21 protein-coding genes are annotated in these 25,671 nt (G+C 76.0%); 8 read left to right on the top strand and 13 right to left on the bottom strand.

The features are described 5' to 3' along the window. Positions 1-2 precede the first annotated feature (2 nt). The 6 genes from ND486_RS17040 to ND486_RS17065 all read right to left on the bottom strand — a co-directional run bounded on the left by ND486_RS17040 (position 3) and on the right by ND486_RS17065 (position 8,524). A complete protein-coding gene (locus tag ND486_RS17040) occupies positions 3-878 on the bottom strand; it encodes a MaoC family dehydratase N-terminal domain-containing protein (RefSeq protein ID WP_251785114.1) in 876 nt (291 codons plus the stop codon). Then, positions 875-1,669, bottom strand: coding sequence for an alpha/beta fold hydrolase (locus ND486_RS17045; protein ID WP_251785115.1), 795 nt, complete (start codon positions 1,667-1,669; stop codon positions 875-877). Before ND486_RS17045 ends, ND486_RS17040 begins: the two co-directional genes overlap by 4 nt. After that, a complete protein-coding gene (locus tag ND486_RS17050; protein WP_251785116.1) occupies positions 1,666-3,102 on the bottom strand; it encodes a wax ester/triacylglycerol synthase domain-containing protein in 1,437 nt (478 codons plus the stop codon). The genes ND486_RS17045 and ND486_RS17050 overlap by 4 nt, the downstream gene beginning before the upstream one ends. Continuing rightward, entirely contained in the window at positions 3,099-4,616 is a 1,518-nt protein-coding gene (locus tag ND486_RS29815) for an HAD-IB family hydrolase (protein WP_251785117.1), read from the bottom strand. The genes ND486_RS17050 and ND486_RS29815 overlap by 4 nt, the downstream gene beginning before the upstream one ends. Beyond that, entirely contained in the window at positions 4,603-6,999 is a 2,397-nt protein-coding gene (locus ND486_RS17060; protein WP_251785118.1) for a glycerol-3-phosphate 1-O-acyltransferase, read from the bottom strand. Before ND486_RS17060 ends, ND486_RS29815 begins: the two co-directional genes overlap by 14 nt. A 103-nt stretch (positions 7,000-7,102) precedes the next feature. Continuing rightward, positions 7,103-8,524: an aspartate aminotransferase family protein gene (locus ND486_RS17065; protein ID WP_308215853.1), complete on the bottom strand. Its 1,422-nt coding sequence runs from the start codon at positions 8,522-8,524 to the stop codon at positions 7,103-7,105. A gap of 115 nt (positions 8,525-8,639) precedes the next feature. On the opposite strand from ND486_RS17065, the gene ND486_RS17070 reads away from it, so the two are divergent. Beyond that, a complete protein-coding gene (locus tag ND486_RS17070) occupies positions 8,640-10,130 on the top strand; it encodes a PucR family transcriptional regulator (RefSeq protein ID WP_251785119.1) in 1,491 nt (496 codons plus the stop codon). 9 nt (positions 10,131-10,139) lie between these two features. Here ND486_RS17070 and ND486_RS17075 read toward each other — a convergent pair whose 3' ends face one another. Continuing rightward, a complete protein-coding gene (locus tag ND486_RS17075; RefSeq protein ID WP_251785120.1) occupies positions 10,140-11,009 on the bottom strand; it encodes an SAM-dependent methyltransferase in 870 nt (289 codons plus the stop codon). A gap of 151 nt (positions 11,010-11,160) precedes the next feature. Between ND486_RS17075 and ND486_RS17080 the strand changes: the two genes are divergently transcribed. Beyond that, entirely contained in the window at positions 11,161-11,679 is a 519-nt protein-coding gene (locus tag ND486_RS17080) for a hypothetical protein (protein WP_251785121.1), read from the top strand. Here ND486_RS17080 and ND486_RS17085 read toward each other — a convergent pair. Next, positions 11,592-12,701, bottom strand: coding sequence for a glycosyltransferase family 4 protein (locus ND486_RS17085; RefSeq protein WP_251785122.1), 1,110 nt, complete (start codon positions 12,699-12,701; stop codon positions 11,592-11,594). The genes ND486_RS17080 and ND486_RS17085 overlap by 88 nt on opposite strands. 186 nt (positions 12,702-12,887) lie before the next feature. Between ND486_RS17085 and ND486_RS17090 the strand changes: the two genes are divergently transcribed. After that, a complete protein-coding gene (locus tag ND486_RS17090; protein WP_251785123.1) occupies positions 12,888-13,310 on the top strand; it encodes an ATP-binding protein in 423 nt (140 codons plus the stop codon). Between the two features lie 126 nt (positions 13,311-13,436). Here ND486_RS17090 and ND486_RS17095 read toward each other — a convergent pair whose 3' ends face one another. Next, positions 13,437-14,360 carry a methylenetetrahydrofolate reductase gene (locus ND486_RS17095; RefSeq protein WP_062396074.1) on the bottom strand — a complete coding sequence of 308 codons (924 nt, stop codon included), beginning with the start codon at positions 14,358-14,360 and terminating at the stop codon, positions 13,437-13,439. A gap of 189 nt (positions 14,361-14,549) precedes the next feature. On the opposite strand from ND486_RS17095, the gene ND486_RS17100 reads away from it, so the two are divergent. The 4 genes from ND486_RS17100 to ND486_RS17115 all read left to right on the top strand — a co-directional run bounded on the left by ND486_RS17100 (position 14,550) and on the right by ND486_RS17115 (position 19,896). Then, complete coding sequence (locus tag ND486_RS17100; protein WP_062403344.1) at positions 14,550-15,650, top strand: polyprenyl synthetase family protein; 1,101 nt, start codon at positions 14,550-14,552, stop codon at positions 15,648-15,650. A 5-nt stretch (positions 15,651-15,655) separates the two neighbouring features. Then, positions 15,656-17,215, top strand: a complete 1,560-nt coding sequence (crtI, locus tag ND486_RS17105; protein ID WP_251785124.1) for a phytoene desaturase family protein — start codon at positions 15,656-15,658, stop codon at positions 17,213-17,215. Positions 17,216-17,387: 172 nt separating this feature from the next. Then, entirely contained in the window at positions 17,388-18,920 is a 1,533-nt protein-coding gene (gene mptB / locus ND486_RS17110; protein WP_251785125.1) for a polyprenol phosphomannose-dependent alpha 1,6 mannosyltransferase MptB, read from the top strand. After that, positions 18,901-19,896, top strand: a complete 996-nt coding sequence (locus ND486_RS17115) for a phytoene/squalene synthase family protein (RefSeq protein WP_251785126.1) — start codon at positions 18,901-18,903, stop codon at positions 19,894-19,896. Before mptB ends, ND486_RS17115 begins: the two co-directional genes overlap by 20 nt. 19 nt (positions 19,897-19,915) lie before the next feature. Here the strand turns inward: ND486_RS17115 and ND486_RS17120 are convergent, their stop codons facing one another. Beyond that, positions 19,916-20,269 (bottom strand): Rv2175c family DNA-binding protein, encoded by a 354-nt coding sequence (locus ND486_RS17120; protein ID WP_062396076.1) that lies wholly within the window; start codon positions 20,267-20,269, stop codon positions 19,916-19,918. Between the two features lie 123 nt (positions 20,270-20,392). Between ND486_RS17120 and pknB the strand changes: the two genes are divergently transcribed. Next, positions 20,393-22,258 (top strand): Stk1 family PASTA domain-containing Ser/Thr kinase, encoded by a 1,866-nt coding sequence (gene pknB, locus ND486_RS17125; RefSeq protein ID WP_251785127.1) that lies wholly within the window; start codon positions 20,393-20,395, stop codon positions 22,256-22,258. 73 nt (positions 22,259-22,331) lie between these two features. Here pknB and ND486_RS17130 read toward each other — a convergent pair whose 3' ends face one another. The 3 genes from ND486_RS17130 to ND486_RS17140 are packed head-to-tail and all read right to left on the bottom strand — an operon-like array spanning position 22,332 to position 25,596. Then, entirely contained in the window at positions 22,332-23,195 is an 864-nt protein-coding gene (locus tag ND486_RS17130; protein ID WP_251785128.1) for a ribokinase, read from the bottom strand. Then, entirely contained in the window at positions 23,192-24,616 is a 1,425-nt protein-coding gene (locus tag ND486_RS17135) for an MFS transporter (RefSeq protein ID WP_251785129.1), read from the bottom strand. The genes ND486_RS17130 and ND486_RS17135 overlap by 4 nt, the downstream gene beginning before the upstream one ends. Then, a complete protein-coding gene (locus ND486_RS17140; RefSeq protein WP_251785130.1) occupies positions 24,613-25,596 on the bottom strand; it encodes a nucleoside hydrolase in 984 nt (327 codons plus the stop codon). Before ND486_RS17140 ends, ND486_RS17135 begins: the two co-directional genes overlap by 4 nt. Positions 25,597-25,671 lie beyond the last annotated feature (75 nt).

A 25,671-nucleotide genomic window follows, 5' to 3' on the forward strand; every position in this document is an offset into this window, starting at 1 on the left:
GCTCAGGTCGCGAGCTCGATGCTCCCCCGCACCGACTCCGGTGCCCCGTCGGACCCGGCCGCGACGTCGATGCGGTCCCCGTGCGGGGTCCCGCCGACCCAGACGTCGGCGCCGGCGAAGGCCGGTGCGGTGAGGCGGTACCCGAAGCCGCGCACGAACGCCGTCGGGCGGTGGCGGCGCGCGATCTCCAGGCCGAGCAGGGCGAACAGCGGGCCGTGCACGACCAGGCCGGGGTAGCCCTCGACGCCGGTGACGTAGGGCAGGTCGTAGTGGATGCGGTGGGTGTTGTAGGTCAGCGCCGACATCCGGAACAGCAGCTCCGGGCCGGTCGGCACGGTGAAGGCCCACTCGTGCTCCGGGCGCGGCGCCGGGTCCGGCGCGACCGTGCCCCGGACGGTGCCGGCCGGCTGCGAGCGGTAGACGATGTCCTGCTCCTCGACGCAGAGCAGCGTGTCGCCGCGGCGGAACTCCGCCCGCGTCGTCACGAACGCCATCTCGCCGCTGCGGCCCTGCTTGACCCGGACCGGGCCGAGCTCCTGGCGCCGGGTCACCGGTTCGCCGACCCGCCACGGGGCGTGCCAGGTCAGGCGTCCGCCGGCGAACATGCGTCGCCGGTCCGGGACCGGCGGCAGGAAGTGGCCCTCGCGGGGGTGGCCGTCCTCGCCGAGCGCGGACATCGGCGGGGTGTCGAGGAAGGCGAGCCAGTGCCACAGCGGCGGGAGCGGGTCCCCGTCGGCGGCGACCGGGTCGAGGTCGAGCAGCCCGGAGAACGCGGCGACCGACCACGGGGTGACGGTGTCGGTGCCGACGAGCGGTCCGGGGGCCCAGCCGTCGAGGGCGGCGGAGAGGTCGGCGGGGGCGTTGCCGGAGCCGGTCACGACGCGACCTGGTAGCGGGTGTGCTGCAGGATCGTCCAGGCCACCAGGGCCGGGTTGTCCACCATCGGCACGTGCCCGACGCCGGGGAGCACCACCAGCTCGGCGCCGGGGACGGCGTCCATCATCGGGCGGCCGTAGCGGCCGTAGGGGATGGTGCGGTCGGAGCCGGACCAGGCGATCCGCACCGGACAGGGCAGCTGCTCGAACGGGGCGATCGCGGTGTCCATCCGGGCCGCGGACAGCAGCGGCTCCAGGATGGTGCAGCCGGCGAGGTCGTCGAACAGCTCCGCGACCTCCTCGGGGGTGTAGCGGTCGGTGTGCTCGGCCAGGGTGAGCAGCAGCAGCCTGCGGATCACCCGGCACGAGGCCAGCGCGCGCACCGGTGCCCAGCCGGCGAGCAGCGCCCCGATCCGGAACGTCGCGAGCAGCCGGTACAGGTCCGCGGGCACCGACCAGGCCCCGGCCGGGGACAGCGCGACGACCGACCGGGCCCGGCCGCGACGGGCCAGCTCCAGCGCGGCCCAGCCGCCGAGGGAGTTGCCGACCACGTGCGGCCGCTCGGGCACGCCGATCGCGTCGAGCTGCTCGGTCAGGCCGTCGACCAGCAGGTCGACGCTGAACTCGCCCTCGGGCATCGGCGGGCCGTCGAGATGGCCGGGCATGGTCACCGCCCAGACCTCGTGGTGCTCCTCCAACATCGGCAGCAACGGCTTCCAGGCCCGCCACGACGAGGTCATCCCGTGGAGCAGCAGCAGCGGCTCCCCCGAGCCGCCGACGTGGTACGCGCTCATCCGACGATCATGGGCTCCGCGGCCCCGGGCTGCAGCGCGAGGACCTCCGCGAAACCTCCGGCCAGGCAGCGGGCGAACTCCTCGCGGTCGGTGATGGCGGCCGCGTCGACGTTCGCGCCGACGCAGCACTGGTCCCCGTGGGTGACCACGGAGATCATCGCGGCGCAGCCGGGCAGCGGCGCGAACGGGTAGACGCGGTCGATCCGGGCACCGCAGAGGAACGCCTCGGACCGCAGCCCCGGCACGTTCGACGCCTGGAGGTCGTTGCCCTGCGTCGACCCGCCCGCGACCAGGGTCAGCAGCGGGCCGGGCAGCCGGGCCAGCAGCGGCGCGACGACGTCGGGACTCTCCAGTGCGGGCTCCTCGCGGGCCGCACGCATCTGCTCCCCCACCTCCCGGATCCTCCGGGCCGGGTCGGCGATGCCCATCGGCGCGGCGAGCCGGGCCGGTGCCCAGCGGTTGCCGCCTGCGGCGTCGCCCTCGCGGCGCACCGACACCGGTACCGAGGTGCGCAGCGTCGCGTCGCCGGTGACCGGGTGCCCCATCGCCTCGTGGTAGAGCCGGAACCCGCCGAGCAGCGAGGCCACGAAGGCGTCGTTGAACGAGCCGCCCACCGACTTGCCCGCCGCCCGCAGGTCGGCGAAGCCGACGTCGAGCGCCACGAACCGCCAGGACATGCCCCGCGGCCGCAGCAGCTCCGAACCTCTGCCCGGCGGCGGGGACAGCACCCGCAGCGCCGAGTCGAGGTAGCGGGCGGTGTCGCGGGCCGCCGACAGCGGGTGGGTGAGCGCGCCGACGACGTCGCGGGCGGCACGGGCGGCCGCCGGGACGATCCCGGCCTCGCGGCGGACCAGCCGGTCGACCTCGGCGAGCGGGTCGGGCGAGGTCGGCTCGGGCGCGGCGGGCTGCGGCTTGGTGTCGTCGTGCTCCCGCTTGCGGCTGTGCAGCTGCGACAGCAGCTGGACCACGCCCAGGCCGTCGGTGAGCACGTGGTGCAGCTTCAGCAGGAACGCCGCACGCCCGCCGGGCAGCCCCTCCACGAGCATGGCCTCCCACGGCGGCCGCTCGCGGTCGAACGGGGTCATCATGAACTGCTCGGCGATCGGGGACAGCTCCGCCCAGAAGCCCGGTCCGGCGCCGGGGATCCGCACCCGGCGCAGGTGGTAGTGCAGGTCGAACTCGAGGTCGTGGATCCAGTACGGCGTACCGAGCCCGCCCAGCGGCTCCCGGATGCGCTCGCGGAAGCGCGGGACCATCCGCGTCGCCCAGTCCACGGCGGCGACGAGCCGGTCCCAGTCGGGCTTGGCGTCGAGCAGCTCGACCGCCAGGACCGGGGACCGGAAACGGGGGTCGTCGCCCTCGGCCCGCCACATCATGACCTCGAACGGCGACATCTCGCGGGCCGAACCCCAGCCCGCCGGGGCGTCGCTCATGCCGGGTCCTCCTGGCTGTGGTCGCTGCGGTCGTACTGCTGGGCGATGCGGCGCTCCGGCCACGCGGCGAGGGTGTCGAGGAACCGGCCGCGGACCTCCTCGGCGTACTTCCCGGCGTCCTCGGGGACCCAGGACGAGGTGTCCACCGGGGGCAGCACGGCGACCTGCACGGTCCCGCCGCGCAACGTCTGGGCGCCGCGCCACATGATCTCCCCGGCGTTGCGGATGACCACGGGCACGATCGGCACCCCGGCCTGCATCGCGATGTGGAACGCGCCCTTCTTGAACGGGCCGAGCCGGGGCGTCGGGGAGCGCGTGCCCTCCGGCGCCATCGCGAGGGAGATCCCCTCGTCGCGCAGCTTGTCGACGGCCGGCTGCAGCGCCGCGCGGGCGGCACGGGAGTTGGAGCGGTCGATGAACGCGACGTCGGCGGCCCAGAACAGCTGCCCCCACACGGGGATCTGCGCGGCCTCCTTCTTCGCGACGCCGGTGAAGCTCTCGCGCAGCAGCTTCATCAGCACCGGCACGTCGAACTTGGACTGGTGGTTGAACACGAACACGCACGGACGGGCGGAGTACAGGTACTCCGCGCCGGTCACCTCGACGTCGATCCCGGCGAGCCCGAAGGCGACGTCGGCACCGACCGAGCCGGCCATGTCGACGAACCGGCGGCGCGAGCCGTGCAGCAGCCCGGCCCCGGCCGCGGCGGCCAGCCCACCGGCCATGCCGCCGTAGAAGACGGCCGTGCGGGCGACGTCGGTGACGCTGGGGAACAGCCCGCCGCGGGGTGCGCAGTCGAGCACCGGCCAGCCCCGCTCGCGGGCGAGCGCGCGCAGCGAGTCGGTCGGTGACACCGCGACCGCGTGGCCGACGGCGGACAGGAACTCCGCGTCCTCGGTGCCGTTGGCGTAGCCGAAGCAGCCCGCCAGGTCGACACCCTGCGCGGCGGCGTCGGCGCGGACCGCCTCGGCCTTGCCGGTGCCCCACAGCGAGGTGCCCGCGACCCGGCCGGTGAGCACCCCGTCGCGCACCTCCAGCTCGGTGCACAGCACCCGGTCCGCGCCGAGCTCGTCGGCCATCGGCTGCACCTGGAACCGCGTCGCCGAGGACGCCATCACGACCTGGTGGCCCTGCTCCTGGTGCGCGGCGACCAGCTCCCACACCTCCGGGTGCAGCGAGCCCGCGATCTCGTCACGGAACAGCGTCCGCCCGAGGGCGTGGAGCTCGTCCTCGCTGCGGCCCTTCCAGGTCGCGAGCGTGATGGAGAGGAACTCCTTGAAGTCGTCGTCGGTGCGGATCCCGCGCATGCCCGACAGCACGGTGCGCACCATCTCGACCGGCCCGACGTCGAACTCGCGCAGCCGTTTGCGGTAGAAGGCCCCCGCGGAGTAGCCGTCGATGACGGTGCCGTCGTAGTCGAAGTACGCGACCGTCCCCGGCCCCGGCTCCGCCTCCCGGATGGCCCGGAGCCGGTCCCGGGTGTCCCCGGCCGGCGTCCCGTCAGCTGGCGACACCCGTATCCCCTTCCGCACGCTGTTTCGCCCCGGGGGGCGGGACCACCGGTGACGCCGGGACCGCCTCGGACGCCGTCGTCCCGCCGGAGCCGAGGACCACCTCGAGGCGTGCGCGCTGCAGCTCGCCCAGCCGTCCCAGATCGTGGATCACCGCGGTGACCTCCGCCAGCCAGGCGGCGCGCCGCTCCCCCAGTGACACCCCGGCCGTGCCGGGCCCCGGCTCGCCGAGCAGGTCGCGGTTGTCGGCCTGACGCACGGCGGTGGCGTACAGCTCGCGCGACACCGAGTCGGCGCGGTCGAGCCGCTGCTGCAGCAGCATCTGCCGGCCGACGCCGAGGCAGTCCTCCAGGAACTCCTTCTCCTCGGCCATCGGCTCCTCGCCCAGCGCGACCAGCCGGTCGGCGACGACGAGCTGGGCGTCGAGGAACGACCGCAGCACGCCCGGCGCGACCAGCAGCGGAGCCTGGCGGAGCGCACCGCGCACGTCGGCCGGGTCGGCCGCCCGGGTCCGCCACTGCGGGTCGACCAGGTCCAGCTCGCCGATGATCTCGGCGCGGAACTCGCGGCGGGTGGAGAAGAAGAACTCGAACTTGAGCAGGTCGCGCAGCCGGGCCAGCTCGCGCCACGCGACCTCGACGATGTCCTCGTCGGGGGCGGCGTCGCCGACGCGCAGCAGCGCGATCTCCAGCATCGCCCGGTTGAGCAGGTGGTGCAGCGCGCCGTTGCGGTAGAACGCGGCGACGTGATGGCGGCCGGTGCTGACGGCGAAGACCGGCTCGGTGCCGCCGTCGTAGATGGTGACGACGCCGGCCTCGGCGAGCCGGTCGAGGGTCATCCGCAGGCCGTGCCGGGTCCGCAGCTCGGCGATCGGCACCGGGATGCCGCGGGCCTCCAGGTAGTCCGCCAGCGGCGCGACGACCTCCCGGACCTGCTGCAGGGTCAGCGCCCGGTCCTGCGCCCAGAGCAGCGCGAACGTCGCGAGCGAGGTCGCCGTCGCCGGGGTGACGCGGTTGATGCCCGCACACACCCGGAAGGCGACCTTCTCCAGCTGGGCCCGGCCGGGGCCGGCGTCGGCGAGCGCACGGCGCAGCGCGAACGGCTCGGCGAAGCGCACCCGGGCGGTGCCGATGTGGCGGCGCTGGTCGCGGAAGTAGCCGTAGAGCCAGCCCAGTCCCTCCGCCTTCTTCTGCCCGCCGCGCTGCTCGGCGGCCATCGCGCCGACCTCGTGCAGCTGGTCGTAGACGATGGACACCGGGACGAGCACCGCGTCGAGCTCGGGGCGTTCCTCCAGCGCGGACACCAGGTAGCGCAGCAGCCCGATGCGGGGCTTGCGCAGCTTGCCGGTGCGGCTGCGGCCGCCCTCGATGTACCACTCCAGGTTGAAGCGCTTGGCGAGCAGATGCCCCAGGTACTCCTGGATCGCGGCCTTGTAGACGGTGTCCCCGCCGAAGGTGCGGCGGATGAACACGATCCCGGCGCGGCGCCCCAGCGATCCCATCGGCCAGAACGACAGGTTGTTGCCGCCCAGGACGTGGTTGCGCGGGAAGTTGCGGTCGTGCAGCACCTCGGCGAACAGCAGCGGGTCGGCGTAGGAGCGGTGGCTGGGCAGGAACACCAGCGCGTGCTCCTTGTTCAGCTCGCGCAGCCGTTCCAGCCCGGACTCGTCGACCTGCACGTCCCAGGCCTTGGCGTGCATCGGCCCCATCATCGCCCGGAAGAGGTCGATGGCGGGCGGGCTCTGCACGGCGGCCATCTCGTGCAGGCAGGACTCCAGGCGCTGCTCGACCTCGGTGGCCGGGCTGCCGGTCTGGCGCGCGAGCCGCTCGACCAGGGCCGGGAACCGGGCCGAGGAGGTGATCTGCTCGACCATCCGGCGCGGCACCTTGTAGCGGTCGCCGAGGATGCGCCGCTCCGCACGGTCGCAGGCCAGCACGGCCTGGCGGGCGACGAACCGGGTGAAGCCGTTGCTGCCCGGCCGACCGCTCTCCTGGGCGACGAACCGCGACACCAGGTCGGCGACGGTCGCCGGCTCCCCCGCCACGACGCGCGCCGCGTCCGGGCGGTGCCGGGCCATCGACGGGTGCAGCGGCGACCACGCCATCCGCATCACCGCCGACGTCGCGAGCCCGGTGAGCTTGCGGACCGGGCCGCCGTCCTCCGGCTCGGGGGTCACCCAGGCCACGCGGGCCGGGACGATCACCGTGTCGTCGCCGTGCAGGGCCTCCCCCAGTGCGGACGGGACCTCGCCGTTCGCCCCGATCCCGACGACCGCCGCGCCCGGGTGCCGCTCCTCGGCCCAGCGCCGCAGGATGCCGCGTTCGGTGTGCGACCGCGCCTGGGTCACCACGACCTCGCGTCCGCCGGTGAGGTCGTCGGTCGTCATGGAGCCCCCCGTCGGCATGCCCCGCCGCGGTGCGGCGCCTGCGGGGGTCAACCTAGTTACCCGCGGGTTCGGCAACAACCCGACGCGGCGGTCGACCGCCGACTCACACGATCTTCTGCGCCTCGGTGAGCACGTGCCGCAGGATCTGCTCCATCTCGTCGAACTCGGGCTGCCCGGCGATCAGCGGCGGCGCCAGCTGGATCACGACGTCGCCGCGGTCGTCGGGGCGGCAGTACAGGCCCGCCTCGAACAGCGCCCCGGGCAGGAACCCGCGCACCAGCCGCTCCCGCTCCTGCGGGCCGAAGGACTCCCGGGTGTCGCGGTCCCGCACGAGCTCGATCGCCCAGAAGTAGCCGTCGCCGCGGACGTCGCCGACGATCGGCAGGTCACGGAGCCGGTCGAGGGTCGCGCCGAACGCGCCGGCGTGGGCCAGGACGTTGCCGTAGAGGTCCTCACGCTCCATGAGGTCGAGGTTCGCGAGCGCGACGGCGGCCGAGACCGGGTGCCCGCCCCAGGTGTAGCCGTGCGGGAACGTGACGCCGGGGGCGAGGAACGGCTCGATCACCTTCTCCGAGGCGATCATCGCGCCCAGCGGCCCGTAGCCGGAGGTCATGCCCTTCGCACAGGTGATGATGTCCGGGGTGAACCCGAACTTCGCGCTGGCGAACGGGACGCCGTGGCGGCCGAAGCCGGTGATCACCTCGTCGGCGACGAGCAGCACGTCGTGCCGGTCGCAGATCTCGCGGACCCGGGCGAAGTACGACGGCGGCGCGGTCAGGCAGCCGCCGGAGTTCTGCACCGGCTCCAGCACGACCGCGGCGACGGTGTCCGCGCCCTCGAACGCGATGGCCTCCTCGATCCGGTCGGCGGCCCAGCGGCCCAGGGCCTCGGCGTCGCCGTCGAACTCGGGGTGGCGGTAGAGGTTGGTGTTGGGTACGCGGAACCCGCCGGGCGCCAGCGGCTCGAAGTCCTTCTTCATCGCGGGCAGCCCGGTCACGGCCATCGCCCCGTGGGTGGTGCCGTGGTACGCCGTCGCCCGGGAGATCACCTTGTGCTTGAGCGGGCGGCCGCGGAGCTTGAAGTACTGCTTGGCCACCTTCCAGGCGCTCTCGACGGCCTCGCCGCCGCCGGAGGTGAAGAAGACCCGGTTCAGGTCGCCGGGGGCGAGGTGGGCCAGCCGCTCGGCGAGCTCGGCCGCGGGCGGGGTCGTGTAGCCCCAGACCGGGAAGAACGCCAGCTCCGAGGCCTGCTTCGCGGCGACCTCGGCCAGCTCACGCCGCCCGTGCCCGGCCTGCACGACGAACAGGCCGGCGAGGCCGTCGAGGATGCGGCGGCCGCGGTCGTCCCACAGGTGCACGCCTTCGCCGCGGGTGATGACGGGGATCGGGGCCGCGCCGTCCCGGCCGTGCATCCGGGCGAAGTGCATCCAGAGATGCCGCCCGGCGGCGTCGGCGTGCGGCGAGAGGACGGGCGCGTCCGGGGTGGCTCCGGCCTCGGTCCGGGTCGTGTTCTCGACGGCGGTCACGTGGGGCTCCCTCGGTAGCGGCGCGGTACGCCTCTGATCGTCGGCGCCGCGGCGGCCCCGGTCAGGGATACGATCCGTATCGTCCTCGACCGCGCGGCGGACGGAGTGGATCCCGGTGCACCCGACCATCGCCGACGTGCTGGCCCGTCCGGAGGTCCGGGCCGGGGCGCCCGCCGTACGGGCCGGGCGGGCGGCGCTGGACACACCGGTGCGCTGGGTGCACGTCAGCGAGGTCGCCGATCCGGCCGGGACGCTGCCGCCGGGGGTGCTGGTGCTCTCGGTCGGGGTGCCGGTGGCCGACCCGACCACCGTCCCCGCCCGCTACGTCGACGCGCTGCGGGCCGCCGGGGCGGTCGGGCTGGTCGTGGAGATCGGCCGTCAGCTGCCGTCGCTGCCCGCCGGGCTGGTGCAGGCCGCCCGGGCGGCCGGGTTCCCGCTGGTGGAGCTGCGGCGCACGGTGCGCTTCGCCGAGATCGTCGCGGGTGTGCTGGGGCAGGTCGCCCACCGCGACGACGACCCGGGGCCGCCGGGCGTCGAGGCCGCGTTCCGCTCGCTCGCCCTGCACCGGGTGCCGCCGGCGCGCGTGGTCGGCGAGCTGGCCCGCCGGATCGACGCGCCCGTGGTGTGCGAGGACCTCGCGCACCGGGTGCTGCTCACCGCGGGCGGACCGGACCTGCGGGACTGGGCGGCGCGCTCTCGGCTGGCCGGGCCCGCCGGGCCGGAGGGCTGGGCGACCGCGCCGGTCGGGCGGCCCGGCGCACGGTGGGGGCGGCTGGCGGTGCCGTCGCGACCGACGCCGGGCACCGCCGACCGGGTCCGCGCACTGCTCGACGCCGCCGCGGACGCGGTGTCGCTGCTCGACCCGTCGCCCGAGGGCCTGCTGCGGTCCGCCCGCGACGCGCTGGTGGCCGACCTGGCCGTCGCGGTGCCGTCCGAGGCCGGACGGCTGGCGGTGCGGGCCCGCGCCGCCGGGTTGGACACCGAGGGTCCGCTGTCGGTGGTGGCGCTGCGCCCGGCCGGAGACGACGCCCCCGGGCGGGCCGCCGACCCGGAGCAGGCCGTCGACGCGGCGCTCGCCGTCGTCGCGCCGGGGGCGACGGTGGTCTCCCCCGCACCCGGTGAGCTGGTCGTGCTCGTGCCCGGCGACGGCGGCCCGCTGCTCGCCGCGCTGCCCGCCACGGTGGCCGCGGCGACGGCCGGGCCCGGCCCGTTCGCCGCCGTGGCGGACCTGCTGCGCCGGGCCCGCGACGACGCGGCCGCGCACGCCGCGACCGGCGGCCGCGGCCCCGTCCGGGTACCCGCGCTGCGCGGGCTGGTGCACCGCCTCGGCGACGACCCGGCCCTGCTCGGCTTCGCCGCGGACGTGCTCGGCCCGGTGGCGGCGCTGCCCGCCCCGGCGCGCGCCGACGCCCGGGACACGCTGTGGGCCCTGGTCGAGGCGGGCGGGGTCGTCGCCGACGTCGCCCGCAGGCTCGGGGTGGGCCGCCCCGCCGCCTACGCCCGGCTGCGCCGCCTGTCCGGCCTGCTGGACCTCGACCTCACCGACCCCGAGGTGCGGACCGCGCTGCACCTGGCCCTGCTCGTCGACGCCCGCGCCGCCCGCTGAGCCCGCCGCTCAGGGACGGTCGGCCCACAGCAGCGTCGCCGAGCCGAGGGTGTCGGTGACCGTGTCGTGCAGCGGCCGCCCGTAGCCCGCGGCGACCTCGCGGACCGGGCGGGCGGTGACGGTCCAGCCGTGGCGGCGGAGCCAGTCGTCGCAGGACTCGGCCCGGGGCTCGGCGAAGAACAGCTCGCGGACGTCGGTGGTGTGCAGCATCTCCTGGGCCGCCTCGCGGAACGACGGATCGTCCGCGATGCGCTCCACCTGGTCGCCGAAGTGCTCGACGGCGATCCGGCTGCCCGGCACCGACAGCGCGTGCACCCGCTCGAAGAGGAGCCGCTCGGCGTCGGCGGGCAGGTAGGGCAGCAGGCCCTCGGCCAGCCAGGCGGTCGGCCGGTCCGGGTCGAAGCCGGCCGCGGTGAGCGCGGCGGGCCAGTCGTGGCGCAGGTCGACCGGCACGGTGACCCGGCGCACGGTCGGCGTGATCCCCGCTTCGGCGACGACCCCGTCCTTGAAGTCCAGCACCAAGGGCTGGTCGACCTCGAACACCGTGGTCCCGGCGGGCCACGGCAGGCGCAGGGCCCGCGCATCGAGGCCCGCGGCGAGCAGCACGACCTGGGTCGTCCCGGCGCCGGTCAGGGCCTCGTCGAAGAACCGGGAGCGCACGCCCTGGTAGCCGGCCTGCACGACCCACGGGTCGGCGGCGTCGTCCGGGTCCCGCGGCTGCGCCGACAGCGTCCCGGCCGCGTCGACGAACCGCTGGGCGTAGGGGTCGTCGACCAGCCGGTCGGCGCGGCGGGTCTCCAGCGCCCGCCCCGCGGCGACGGCCAGGGCGGTGGCGCCCACGCTGCTGGTGATGTCCCACTGATCGTCGGCTGTGCGCATGACGATCACGCTAGGAGCAGACGGTTAGCGTTGCTCATCAGTCACGCGGATGATCACTCGCACGGCGCAGGCGGTACCGGACACCGCATCCCATACCGACACTGCGTATGTGAGCCGTAACACCGCGTAGATCGGGGGCGAGGGGGGCCACATGGACCTCCGACGGGTCACCGGCTACCTCGCACTCACCCTGCTCGCGCTGTACTGGCTGTGGGTGCTCACGCGCACCGCCCCGGTCCTGCGACGCGGCTGCCGCGACCGGCCGCTGCGCCTGCGGCTGACGCTGCTCCGGACGGCCGCGCTCGGCTGGACCGCGCTGTTCGTCGCGACCGTGCACTTCTGGGCGACGTCGTGGTGGCACGTGGTCGTGGCGCTGCCGGTCGCGCTCGCGGGCGGGGCCGGGCTGCAGCGGGTGCACCGCCGCCTGGTCGCCCCGCCCCGGCACCGCGTCGCGCTGGCCCGGCGGGTCCGCCGTACCGGGCACTTCCAGGTCATCCGCCAGCCCGGGGCACCCGGGCCGCACCGGCACGCGGCCGTCGAGGGCGCGGTCCGGGACCTCCGCGACCCGGCGTGGCCGTCGGGTCAGCCCGCGGCCCCGACCGGAGCGCGGTCCTCGGGGTCGTCCTCCTCGGCGGGCTCGGCGGCCGGCTCACCGACCAGCTCGCCGTAGACGACGGTCAGGGCATCGGCGATCCGCGCCCGGTCGAACCGCGACACCGCGCGGTCCCGGCCCGCGATCCCGAGCCCGGCGCGCAGGGCGTCGTCGCCGAGCACGCCGCGCAGCGCGACCGCCAGCTCGGCGGGCCGGGACGGGCGGACCAGCACCCCGGTCACCCCCTCGACCACGACGTCCTGCAGCCCGCCCACGCTCGTCGCGACGACCGCCCGCGCGCAGGCCATCGCCTGCAGGACCGGCCCGACCCCGACGTCGCGCTCCGGTGCGGCGACCACGGCGTCGGCCGAGCGCAGCAGCCGCGGCATCAGGCCGCCCTCGACCGGTCCGAGGAACCGGACGCGCCCGGCGACGCCGGCCTCGCGGGCGATGCCGAACAGGCGTGCGCGGTCGGGATCCGGGTCCGCCGCGCCGCCGGCGACGAGCAGCTCGGCGGTGCGGATCCGGGACAGCGCCCGGATCACCGTGTCCATCCCGGCGCCGTCGGCCAGCGAGCCGACCGCGAGCAGCCGCGGCCGGTCGTCCCGGCGCAGCGCCGGGCCGTCGGGGGTGAACACGTCGGTGTCGACGGCGGCGGGCACCGTCCGCAGCACCGCCCGCGGCACCCCGCGGCGCAGCAGGGCGGTGTGCTGCTCCTCGCTGGAGGCCAGCACGCGGGCCGCCCCCTGCGCGGACCCGGTCCGGGCCGCGGGGACCGCGGCCGGGCCCGGGCAGTCGGCCGGATAGACCTGCACGACCGGCACCCCGGTCGCGACGGCGGCGGCCCCGGCGCGCGGTCCGATGGCGTGCACCACCTGGGGCGGGTCGTCGGACCAGGCCGCGGCCAGTGCGGTGTCCTGCCCGGCCTCCCACGGCTGCACGCGCAGCGTGCCGCCTCCGGCCGGGGCGGTCAGGTCGGGGTCGTCGGGGACGTCGGTGAACACCCGGACCGCGTGACCGGCGGCGGCCAGCGAGGCGGCGGTGATCCCCGCGCCGCACGTTCGCGGGACCTCGGGGGTACGGATGACGGCGATGCGCAAGCGGAGCCTCCACGTCGTGCTCGCGGCTGCGGGCACGCGCAGTTGGCTCTACGCGTCGGATCCGTGACCGTACCCGCTCCGCTCCGCCCACGGGTGGGCGACCGCGGGAGTGTGCGAGGCGGGCACATCGGGTAATCGGGTCGCGTCGGGCGGGCCGGCCCGGCAGGACGTGGAGGGGGCGGGCCCGTGACCGCACAGTCCTGGATCCTCAGGGTGGAGCCCGACGCGGCCGCGTGCCGCACGGCCCGGCACGAGCTGACGCGGTTCCTGACCCCGTTGGTGGACGACGTGACCGTCGGCGACGCGACACTGGTGCTGCACGAGCTGGTGGCGAACGGTGTCGACCATGCGCACACCCCGATGCTGGTGACCGCACGGGTGTGCGACGGCGCGGTGCGGCTGCGCGTGCGCGACGGCTCGGTCGTGTGCGGACGCGAGCAGCCCTACGACCCCACCGCGACCCGCGGACGCGGGCTGCAGATCGTCGGCCGGCTCTCGCAGCGCTGGGGGGTGCGCCGGCACCGCGGCGGCAAGACGACCTGGGCCGATGTCGGGCCGGTCGGCGCCCACCCGGCCCCGGACCTGCACCTGGTGCGCCCGGCCTCCTGACCGTCCGCCCGTCCGGCGGGCCGGAACCACCGGGCCGGGCGGTCCCGGCCGGGGACCGGGTGGCCGGACCCGGCCCACCGGGGCGGGCCCACCGCGACGGGCCGGTGCGGGCCCCGCCGCGGACGGTCAGGCCGGCGTGGAGAGCCGGGTGCCCTCGTGGCGCGGCGCCAGCCCGAGACGCTCGACCAGCTCGGTCGTCGCCGTCGACCGGTTGAGACAGTAGAAGTGGATCCCGGGGACACCCTCGGCGAGCAGCCGCTCGCACAGCTCGCCGGTGACCTCCATGCCCGCGGCGCGGAACGCCGCCGTGTCACCGGAGTAGGGCGCGAGCCGCTCGACGAGCGCCGCCGGCAGCGGCGAGCCCGACAGCTCGGGCCCCTTGTGGAAGGTCTTCTCCGACGTCAGCGGCATGATGCCGGGGATGATCGGCTGGTCGAAACCGGCGGCGGCGACCCGGTCGCGCAGCCGCAGGAAGCCGTCGGGCTCCAGGAACAGCTGGGTGACGGCGAACTCCGCCCCCGCCCGGAACTTCCCGACGAGCCGCTCGGTGTCGGCGTCGAGGTCGGCCGAGCGCGGGTGGCCGTAGGGGAACGCGGCGACGCCCACGCAGAACGGGCCGGACCGCTTGATCAGCGCGACGAGCTGGTCGGCGTACTCGAGCCCCTCGGGGTGGGCGACCCACTCGCCGAGCGGGTCGCCGGGCGGGTCCCCGCGCAGCGCCATGATGTTGCGGACGCCCGCGGCGGCCAGCGACCCGATCACGTGGCGCAGCTCGTCGGTCGAGTGCGAGACGGCGGTCAGGTGCGCCATCGAGCAGAGGGTGGTGTCGGTGGCGATCCGCTCGACCGTGCGCACGGTGCGGTCGCGGCTGGAGCCGCCCGCGCCGTAGGTCACCGACACGTAGGCGGGGTCGAGCACCTCGAGGCGGCGGATGGCGCGCCACAGCTCCGCCTCGCCCCGGTCGTCCTTGGGCGGGAAGAACTCCACCGCGAAGAAGGGGCGGTCGACGTTGATCCGTTCGGTCACCGTGGATGCGGAGCTCGTCGTCACCCCGACGACCTTACGGTGCCCACCGCCGGTCGGTCGTCCACCGACCGGCGCGCACCGCCCGCGCCCCGCCATGACGTGCACCACGACGGCATCGACGGGCCGGGTCCCGGGTGCACCGATAGCCTGGTCGTCGTGGCCGACCCCGTCTCCCCCGTGTCCGCACCGTCCGGTCCGTCCGGATCCCCGGGCCTGTCCACGGCAGGTCCGGCGCCGCTCGACGACGCGCTGCCCCAGCACGTGGAACGGGTGCTGGCCGGGTACCTGGACCGCCGCCGCACCGAGGTGCTGGGCATCGACCCGGTCGTCGCGGCGGCCGCCGACGCGCTGGCCGGGTTCGTCCTGGGCGGTGGGAAGCGGCTGCGGCCCACCTTCGCCTGGTGGGGCTGGCGCGGCGCGGGCGGTGACCCGGCCGACCCGCACGCGCAGGGCGTGCTGAGCGCGATCGCCTCGCTGGAGCTGATCCAGGCGTGCGCGCTGGTCCACGACGACCTGATGGACGCCTCCTCGACCCGGCGCGGCCGGCCCACGGTGCACGTCGAGTTCGCCCGGATGCACGCGGCGAACGGCTGGTCGGGCCCGCCGGCCCGGTTCGGCGCCGCCGTCGCGATCCTCGTCGGGGACCTGGCCCAGGTGTGGGCCGACGACATGTTCCACGCCGCCGCGCTCCCCGAGGGCGCCCACACCCGCGCCGCCGAGCCGTGGCGGGCGATGCGCACCGAGGTGCTGTCCGGCCAGTACCTCGACGTGCTGGCCCAGGCCTCCGGGGACACCGCCGAGTCGACCGCGCTGACCATCGACCGGTTCAAGACCGCCGCCTACACCGTGGAGCGGCCGCTGCACCTGGGCGCGGCGATCGCCGGGGCCGACCCGCGGGTCGTCGCGGCCTACCGGCGCTACGGAGCCGACATCGGCGTCGCGTTCCAGCTGCGCGACGACCTGCTGGGCGTGTTCGGCGACCCGCGGGTCACCGGCAAGCCCGCCGGGGACGACCTGCGTGAGGGCAAGCGGACCCTGCTGGTCGCCGCGGCCCTGCAGCGCGCCGAGCAGCGCGGGGACCGGGCCGCGGCCGACGTCGTCCTCTCCGCGCTCGGTGACCCCGACCTGGACGCCGCGAGCCTGGACCGGGCCCGCTCCGCGCTGTCGGAGCTGGGCGCGGTGCAGTCGGTGGAGCAGCGGATCGCCGCGCTCACCGGCGCCGCGCTCGACGCGCTCGACTCCGCACCGGTCGCCGAACCGGGCCGCTCACACCTGTTCGAGCTGGCCGAGCGTGCGACCCGGCGGGCCTGGTGAGCGGGGTGCGGCGGATCGAGGGGCACACCGACCACGTCGTCGTCGTGGGGGCGGGGCTGGCCGGGCTGTCGACGGCGTTGCACCTGCTGGGCGCGGGCCGCCGCGTCACGATCGTCGAGCGGGAGGGCTTCCCCGGCGGCCGCGCCGGGCGGCTCGACGTGACCGACGACCACGGCACCTACGCCCTGGACACCGGGCCGACCGTGCTGACCATGCCGGAGCTGCTGGACTCCGCCTTCGCCGCCGTCGGCGAGACGACCGCGGACCGGCTCGACCTCGTCCGGCTCGACCCGGCCTACCGGGCCGAGTTCGCCGACGGCTCGGCCATCGCGGTGCACACCGACGCCGCCGCCATGGAGCACGAGATCCGCGAGCAGTGCGGCCCGGACTCCGCGGCCGGGTACCGGCGGCTGCGCCGCTGGCTCACCGACCTCTACCGCGCCGAGATGGACAACTTCATCGGCGCGAACATGGACTCGCCGCTGTCGCTGCTCGGCCCCGACCTGGCCCGGCTCGCCGCACTCGGCGGCTTCGGGCGGCTCGGGAAGCGGATCGACCGCTTCCTGCCCGACGAGCGGCTGCGCCGGGTGTTCTCCTTCCAGGCGCTCTACGCCGGTGTCTCCCCGCGCGACGCGCTCGGCGCCTACGGCGTGATCGCCTACATGGACACCGTCGCGGGCGTCTACTTCCCGCGCGGCGGCATGCGGATGATGGGCACCGCGCTGGCCGGCGCCGCCGCCGACGCGGGAGCGGAGATCCACTACGGCCGCACCGTGACCGGCCTGGACCGCTCCGGGGACCGGGTCACCGCGGTCCGGCACACCGGTCCCGACGGCGCCGACGAGTCGCTGACCCCGTGCGACGCGGTCGTGCTCACCCCGGAGCTCCCCGCGGCCTACGCCCTGCTCGGCGGGGCCCCGCGGCGCCCGGTCGGGCTGCGCTGGTCGCCCAGCGCCGTCGTCGTGCACGCCGGGATGCCCGCGCCCGCCCCCGGCACCGCGCAGCACCACCACACGATCTCCTTCGGCGGCTCCTGGGCGGGTACCTTCCGCGAGATCATCGACGAGGGACGGCTGATGTCCGACCCGTCACTGCTGGTCACCCGGCCCGGGCTGACCGACCCGTCGCTGCAGCCCGGCGGGCGCGAGGTCATGAGCGTGCTCGCCCCGTGCCCGAACACCGCGGTGGCGCCCGGCATCGACTGGGACCGGGTCGGCCCGGCGTACGCCGAGGAGCTGTTCGGTGTGCTCGCCGACCGCGGGCTGGTGGACCCCTCCGCGCAGCCGAGCTGGACCCGGATGTGGACCCCGCAGGACTGGGCGGCCGCCGGGATGGCCGCGGGCACGCCGTTCTCGGCGTCGCACACACTGGCCCAGACCGGTCCGTTCCGGCCGCGCAACCTGGTCCGCGGGACGGCGAACGCGGTGCTCGCCGGGTGCGGGACGACCCCGGGCGTCGGGATCCCGCCGGTACTGATCTCCGGCCGGCTCGCGGCCGAACGGATCACCGGTCCGCGCCCGGCCGAGCACGCCGGACGCGGGGCCGCCGCACGCACGGGGCCCTGAGGAGGGGCACTGCGGGCGGGCGCCGAGTACGAGCGCCGAGGGGCGTGGAATCATGCTTCCCGACGATGCCCGACCAGCACACACGGACACGATGACGGCTCAGCCCTCGCCCCCGCTCCCCCGCCCGGCGGCACCCGAACCGGTGACGCCGGACCCCGGCACGGGCGCGGTCGTGCCCCCGCCACCCGCACCGCGGACCGCGGGCCCCGGCCTGGTCGAGCGGCTCGGCTCGCCGCCGCGGGGCGTCCTGCTGCTGGGGCTGGCCGGGACCGTGCTGATGTTCCTCGGCTCGTTCGGCGGCGGCGGGATCCCGATGCGGGACCCGGTGATCGGCAACTCGGCGCTGTCGTTCTGGCGCTACGGCCACGGCGCGATGCTCGCGACGATCGTGATCTACGTCGGCCTGGTGCTGATGGTGTGGGCGTGGGTGCGGCTGGGCCGCGCCGTGCTCGCCCGTCGCGCCGGTGGCCGCGCGGTGCTGACGACGGCGGCGGTGTGGATGCTGCCGATGCTCGTCACGGCGCCGCTGTTCACCCGCGACCCCTACAGCTACCTCGCCCAGGGCGCGCTGCCGCTGGCCGGGTACGACCCGTACGTCGTCGGGCCGGACACCATGGGCGGGATCTTCACCGACAACGTTCACTTCTTCTGGCAGGACACCCCCGCCCCCTACGGGCCCCTGTTCATCCTGCTCGCGCAGGGCGTGGTCCTGCTGGCCGGCCAGAACGTGCTGCTCGGCGTCGTGCTGATGCGGCTGACCCTGGTCACCGGGCTGCTGCTGCTCGTGGCGGTGCTGCCCGCGCTGACCCGGCGCCTCGGCGGGCGCCCGGCGGTCGCGCTGTGGCTGGCCGTGGCGAACCCGGTGATGGTCGTGCACATGGTCGGCGGGGTGCACAACGACCTGCTGGTCGTCGGCCTGCTGCCGCTGGCGGCGCTGCTGGCGCTGCGGCAGCGGTTCGTGTGGGCGATCGCCGTCGCGTCGCTGGCGATGGCGGTGAAGGCCTCGGCCGGGATCGTGCTGCCGTTCCTGGTGCTGGTGTGGGCCGCGAAGCTGTCCGGCGGGTTCTGGTCGCGGCTGGTCCGGGCCGGGGTGCCGTCGGTGGCCGTGTTCGGCGTCGTGTTCGGCGGCGCCACCTGGCTCACCGGTCTCGGGCTGGGCTGGCTGCCCGCGCTCAGCGCCCCGTCGATGATCGTGAACTGGCTGTCGGTGCCGACCGCGTTCGGTCAGGCGACCGCGAGCGTGGCCGGGATGTTCGCCGGTGAGGTGAACACCCAGGCGTTCGTCGACACGTTCCGGTTCCTCGGCGCGCTGGTGATGGGCCTGCTGATCGCCCTGCTGTGGTGGCGCGGCCGCGACGACCCGCGGGCCGCGGTGCGCAACGCCGCGATCGCCCTCGCGCTGGCCGCCGTGCTCTCCCCCACCACGCTGCCGTGGTATCTGAGCTGGGGGTTCTGCCTGCTCGCGATGACCCCGTGGAGCGCGCGCGGGCTGCAGTGGGTGGTCGTCGGCTCGATCTGGCTGATGATCGTGTACTTCCCCGACGGCGAGACCGCCCTCTATGTGCCGCACTACCTGCTGGCGTGTGCCCTGGCCGGTGTCCTGGCCGCGGTGTCGCTGCTCCGCCCGGACCCGCTGGGGTTGCGCCGGGGCGCCCCGGAGGCACCGTCGACCGCGCCCACCACCGATGCGGGCGTCCGCGGCTGAGCGGGCCGGGCGCGTCGAGCTCGACGCCGCCGGCCTGACCGACCCGCAGCTGCGCGCCGCCTACGCGGCCTGCCGCGCGCTGCACGCCGAGCACGGGCGCACCTACTTCCTGGCGACCCGGTTGCTGCCCCCGGCACGACGGGTCGACATCCACGCCCTCTACGGCTTCGCCCGCTTCGCCGACGAGATCGTCGACGACCCCGACGGCGCGGGCGGCGGGGACCCGCACACCCGGCTCGACGCGCTCGACGCCGAGCTGGCGGCCGCACTGGCGGGCGCCCCGCTGCCCGGCAGCAGGCCCGAGGTGCTCGCCGTCGCCGAGACCGCGCGCCGCCACGACCTCGACGCGTCGCTGTTCCGGGACTTCATGGTCTCGATGCGGATGGACCTCACCGTCTCCGACTACGCCACCGACGACGAGCTGGCCGTCTACGTGCACGGCTCGGCCGCCGTGATCGGGCTGCAGACGCTGCCGGTGCTCGGGACGGTCGTCCCGCGGGCGGAGGCCGAGCCGCACGCCGCGCTGCTGGGCGTGGCGTTCCAGATCACGAACTTCCTCCGCGACGTCGGCGAGGACCTCGACCGCGGCCGGGTGTACCTGCCCGCCGACGAGCTCGCCGCGTTCGGCGTCGACCGGGAGCTGCTGACCTGGAGCAGGCGCACCGGGCGCCCGGACCCGCGGATCCGCCGCGCCCTGGCCCACCTGGTCGCCCGGACCCGGGCCACCTACCGGCGGGCCGACCCGGGGATCCCGATGCTGGAGCCGGTGTCGCGGGCCTGCGTCGGCGCCGCCCGGGTGCTGTACGCGGAGATCCTCGACGAGATCGCCGACGCCGGCTACGACGTGCTGACCCACCGGGTCGCGGTGCCGAACCGGCGCCGGGCCGCCGTCGCGCTGCCCCGGCTCGGCCGGGCGCTGGCCGCCCGCGGGACCCAGCTGGCGCGCGAACGCGCCGGGCGTCCGTCCCGCGGGTGAACCGGGCCGGGGAGAACCCTCAGAAGGCCATGGCCTGGGCGCGGCGCTTGATCTCCTTGTGCCGGCCCGCGCGCAGCGCGGTGATCGGGGCACCGGAGAGCGACTCCTCCTCGGTGAACAGCCAGCTCAGGATGGCGTCGTCGTCGTAGCCGCCGTCGCGGAGGACGACGATCGTGCCCGGCAGCCCGCGCACGACACCGTCGTCGTCGAGCAGCGCGGTCGGGACGACGACGTCGTGCCCGTTCTTGAACGACAGGAGCTGCCCGTCGCGGACGAGCTGGTGCACCCGGGAGACGGGGATCGACAGGCGGTCGGCCACCTCGGCGACGCTCAGCGTCTCCTCGGTGACAGCGGCGGGGAGGGACTCGTTCACAGCCGGACACTGTCCCACACCGCCCCGGGCGGCGCCGACTCCCACCGGACCGGCCGACGCGGTGGGGTCCTACGCCGACCACCTGCACGACCGACCCGATCCCCACCGGTAACCTGACCCGCGATGAGCTCACCGTCCGGTCCGGTCGATCCCGGCGCCCCGGGTGGGGCCGGGCGGCTCGCCGCCGACGGCCCCGGCGAGGTGCTGCTCGACGGCCGCTACCGGGTCGGCCCGGTACTGGCCCGCGGCGGCATGTCGACGGTGCACCACGGCACCGACACCCGTCTCGAACGCGCCGTCGCGATCAAGGTGATGGACCCGCGGATGGCCGGGGACCACGCCTTCCGCACCCGGTTCGACCGGGAGGCGCGGCTGGCGGCCAGGATCGACCACCCGTGCGTCGTCGCCGTCTACGACCGGGGCACCGTCCCCGCGGGGCCCCTGGGCGAGGCCAGCCTGTTCGTCGTCATGGAGCTGGTCGACGGCGGCACCCTGCGCGACGTGCTGCGCGCCCGCGGTGCGCTGGGGCTCCCGGCCGCGGTCCGGGTGCTCGAACCGGTCCTCGCCGGGCTGGCCCGCGCGCACCGGCTCGGCATGGTGCACCGCGACGTGAAGCCGGAGAACGTGCTGATCTCCTCCGGCGGCGAGGTGAAGGTGGCCGACTTCGGCCTGCTCACCGCGGCCGCCGAGGCCGGGGTCAGCCACGCCGGGATGATCCTCGGGACCATGGCCTACCTCTCCCCCGAGCAGGTCGTGTCCGGTCGCGCCGACGGCCGCAGCGACGTCTACGCGGCCGGTGTCGTGCTCTACGAGATGCTGACCGGGCAGCCGCCCTACACCGCCGACAACCCGCTGTCGGTGGCCTACCGCCACGTGAACGAGGACGTGCCGCCGCCGTCGGCGCTGGTCCCGGGGCTGCCGCCGGCCGTGGACGCGCTCGTCGCCCGGGCCACCTCGCGGGACCCCGAGCAGCGCCCGGTCGATGCGGAGCACTTCCGGCGCGAGCTGCTGGACATGGCCGACCGGCTGGGCCTGCCCCGGACCGCGACCCCGCGTCCGCCCGGCCCGCCCCCGCCCGACGACGGCCCCACCCTCCCCGCAGGCCCCCTGCGCCACCGGCCGCTCGACGCCGCCGCGCCGGGCCCCGGCGGCACCCGGGTGCAGACCCGGGCCCGCGGCGCGCACGGCACCGCCGTCACCCCCGCCGGGCAGCCGGAGCCGATGACCCGCGAGGAGCTGGCTGGGCGCCGCCGTCGCGGCCGCCGGGTGTTCGCGCTGTGGATGGTGCTGCTCCTGCTGCTGGCCGCGCTGGCCGGGACGGGAGCCTGGTGGCTCGGGTCGGGCCGCTGGACCACGATGCCCGCGGTCACCGGTCTGGACCGCGAGCGGGCGACCGCGCTCGTCGCCGAGTCCGACCTGACGCCCACGGTCACCGAACGGGCCGACGACGACGTGGCGCCCGACCTCGTCGCGCAGGTGGACCCGGCCCCGGAGACCCGGGTGCTGCGCGGGACCACGGTCACCCTGGTGGTGTCGACCGGCCGTCCCGCGGTGCCCGACGTGCCCGCGGGCAGCGCCGTGGACACCGCGGAGGACGCCGTGCGCCGCGCCGGGCTGACCCCGGTGCGCTCGACGAGCGCCGAGGAGTTCAGCAGCGAGGTCCCCGCCGGTGCGGTGATCCGCACCGACCCGCCCGCCGGGACCCGGCTCGCCGGTGGTGCCGCGGTCACCCTGGTGACCAGCCGGGGCGCCGAGCCGGCACCGCCGCCCCCGGCGCCGACCGCCGAGCCCGCGGCGCCCACCTCCGTGCCGTTCGTGATCGGCATGCGGGCCGACGAGGCGGAGGCGCTGCTGCGTCAGGACGGCTTCGAGGTCGACATCGAGCGCAGCTTCCCCTTCGGCCGCCGCGACGGCCGCGTCGTCGGTCAGGACCCGGGGGCGGGCGGCGACGCCGAGCCCGGCGACACGATCACGCTGACCGTGCTCTGAGCCCGCGTCGCGGGTGGGAGCCGGCGCCCCGGCCGGATGGCGGCCCGGCCGGGACACCGGCGTTCGAGGGGCCCTACAGCCCGAAGCGGGTGCGCTCGGCGTCGCCGATCGCGGGCAGCTGCGCCCCGGCGACGGTGACCGCGAGGGCACCGGCGCGCACGGCGTAGCGCGCGGCGTCCGGCAGCTCGTCCCCCGCGGCGAGCCGCACGGCGACGGCCGCCAGGAAGGCGTCGCCCGACCCGGTGGTGTCCACCACGTCCGCCCGCATCGCATCCACTGTGGACAGCGTAGCCGCTCCCGCGTCGTGCACCTCGCAGCCCGCGGCCCCGCGTGTCACGACCGACCGGGGCACCGGGTGCTCCCCCAGCAGCGCGGCCTCGTGCTCGTTGACCACGAGCACGTCGGTGGCGGCGAGCAGCTCGGCGGGCACCGGGGCGTAGGGCGAGAGGTTCAGCACCACCGTGGTCCCGGCGGCCCGGGCGGCCCGGGCGGCGGCCAGCACCGTCGGGACACCGATCTCCAGGCACAGGGTCAGCACCGCGACGTCGTCGAAGGAGGGCAGGTCACCCGGCTCCAGGGTGGCGTTGGCGCCGGGCGAGACGACGATCGTGTTGTCGCCCGCGGCGTCGACGGTGATGACCGCGGTGCCGGTGGCCGTGCCGGTCCGCACCGTGACCCCGTCGACGTCGGCACCGGCGGCGGCGACGGCGTCGCGGACGGTCCGGCCGTGGTCGTCGTCGCCGACCGCGCCGACCATCCCCACGGCGACCCCCGCGGCGGCCCCGAGCCGGGCGGCGGCGACGGCCTGGTTGGCACCCTTGCCGCCGGGGCCCACGGTCAGGTCCGACCCGGCCACGGTCTCCCCCGGCCCCGGGAAGCGCTCGGTGCGCACCACCAGGTCGGCGTTGAGCGAGCCGACGACCAGCACCCGGCTCATCGGGCGTCCACCACGTCGTGCGCGGCGCCGGTCTCGGCGGCGGCCGGGCGCGGGATGAGCAGCGACAGCGCGAACGCGCCCGCGGTGCACGCGGCCCCGACCAGCATGCCCGCGGTGTAGCCGCCGACCCCGGTCTGCCCGGCCCCGCCGACGGCGACCTGCACCGCGGGCAGCACCACGAAGCTGATCCCGGCGCCGAGGTTGAACGCGCCGGCGTTGAGCCCGGGCAGCATGCCGGGCCGGTCGGCGGGCGAGAGCAGCACGCCCAGGCCGTTGAGCATGATGTTGGCGATGCCGGCGTAGGTGACGCCGAGCAGCAGCGTCGCGACGACCAGCACCGCGAACGAGTGCACGCCCACGACCGCCAGCAGCACGGTGGCGACGACGCTGCCGGCCAGCCCGACCCGCAGGACGGTGCGGTAGCCGAGCACCGGGGCCAGGCGACCGGCGAACGGCCCGACCAGCCAGCCGATCAGCGCGTAGGGGGCGAGCAGGGCGAGCGCGGTGAGGTCCGCTCCGAGCCCGAACCCGGCCGCCGGGTTCTGCGCGATCGACGCGACCAGGCCGTTGACCACGGCGAACACGCCGGTCATGGTCAGCAGCGTGGTGCCGAGGGTGGCCCAGGTGGCGCGCCGGCGCAGGTCCTCGGGCGCGACGAGCGGCTGGGCGGTGCGGCCCTGCAGCCGCCAGAACACCACCGCGGCGACGACCGCGAGCAGCGCGTACCCGGCGACCCGGCCCCAGCGCGCGTCGGACAGCGCGGCGGCCTCGTCGAAGGCCAGCAGCAGCGCGCCGACCGCGACGACCAGCGGGACGACCCCGCGCCAGTCCATCCGGGTGCCCTGCGAGGGGCGGGACTCCACGCCCCACACGGCGACGAGCACCAGCGCGACGACGGTGACCGCGGCGATGACCCAGAAGATCGAGCGGAAGCCGTGGTGGGTGGCCAGCCAGCCGCCGAGCAGCGCGTCGAGACCGGCCACGCCGCCGTTCACGGCGGTGATCAGGCCGAGCACGATGCCGTAGCGGCGCGGGTCGGCGATCTCGCTGCGCAGCATGAGCAGGCAGATCGGGACGACCGGCCCGGTGATGCCCTGCAGGGCCCGGCCGGCGAACAGCATCGGCACGCTGACGGCGAGGGCGGCGACGACGCTGCCGACCAGCATGACCGCGAGCATCACCAGCAGCACCCGCCGGCGCCCCGCGATGTCGGACAGCCGCGGCAGGAACAGCGAGAACATCGCCGCGAGGGTGAAGAACATGGTCTGGGACAGGCCGACGGTGGCGTCGTCGGTGCCCAGCTCGCGGGCCATGGTGACCAGCGCGGGGCTGAGCATCGAGGCGTTGAGCTGGAACGCCACGCAGGCGGCCAGCACCGCCACGACGAGCGTGACGACCGGGCGGCGGTCGGGGGTGGTCATGCGATCTGCTCCGTTGCAGCGACGGTGGTGGCCGGGAGGGCGGGGTCGCCGATGGCGCGCAGGGTGTCCACGACGAGCCCCCAGAAGCGGGCGTGGTCGAGCTCGAGCGCGGCGTGCGTGCGGCATCCCTGCGGGGCCGGGCCGCGCCGGTCGGCGACCGTCATCCCGGTGGTGTGCCGGCCCGCGGTCTCGACGACGATCGGCATCGGGAACGCCCGCACGATCGTCGGGTCGATGACGTGGGCGACGGCGCACGGGTCGTGCACCGGCGGGGCCTCGAAGCCCTGGACGTCGCGGTAGGTGGCGGCGAAGAAGTCCAGCAGCTCGTCGACGAAGCGCGCCGGGCCGGTCCCGACGGCGCGGATCGCGCGGCGCACCTCGGGACCGGCCAGCGCCTGGTGGGTCAGGTCGAGCCCGACCATGACCACCTCCCAGCCCGCCTCGAACACGATCGCGGCGGCCTCGGGGTCGATGGCGATGTTGAACTCGGCCACCGGGGTCCGGTTGCCGACGGCGACGCCGCCGCCCATCAGCACCACCCGCTTGACCCGGTCGACGATCCCGGGGGCGCGCCGGGCGGCGAGCGCGATGTTGGTCAGCCCGCCGGTGGGGACGAGGGTGACGGTGCCCGGCTCGTGGGCCAGCACGGTCTCCACGATGAGGTCCACGGCGTGGGTGTCCACCGCGGCGAACGCCGGTGCGGGCAGCTCCGGGCCGTCCAGGCCGCTCTCGCCGTGGATGTCGGCGGCGACGGAGATCTCCCGCAGCAGCGGGCGGTCGGCGCCGGCCGCGAACGGCACGCCGGTGATCCCGGCCAGGGTCGCGACCGAGAGCGCGTTGCGGGTCACCTTGTCCAGCGTCTGGTTCCCGACGACCGTGGTGACGGCGAGCAGCTCGATCCGCGGGTCGCCGTGGGCGAGCAGCAGCGCGATCGCGTCGTCGTGGCCCGGATCGCAGTCCAGGACGATCTTCTCGGTCATCTCCGGTGTCCCACCTCGTCGTCGTGGTCGCCCGGGGCGGTCCGGACGTGTCGACTGTGACTTGTCAAGCGCATG

The sequence above is a fragment of the Pseudonocardia sp. DR1-2 genome (genome assembly GCF_023717215.1).
Classification (GTDB): domain Bacteria; phylum Actinomycetota; class Actinomycetes; order Mycobacteriales; family Pseudonocardiaceae; genus Pseudonocardia; species Pseudonocardia alni.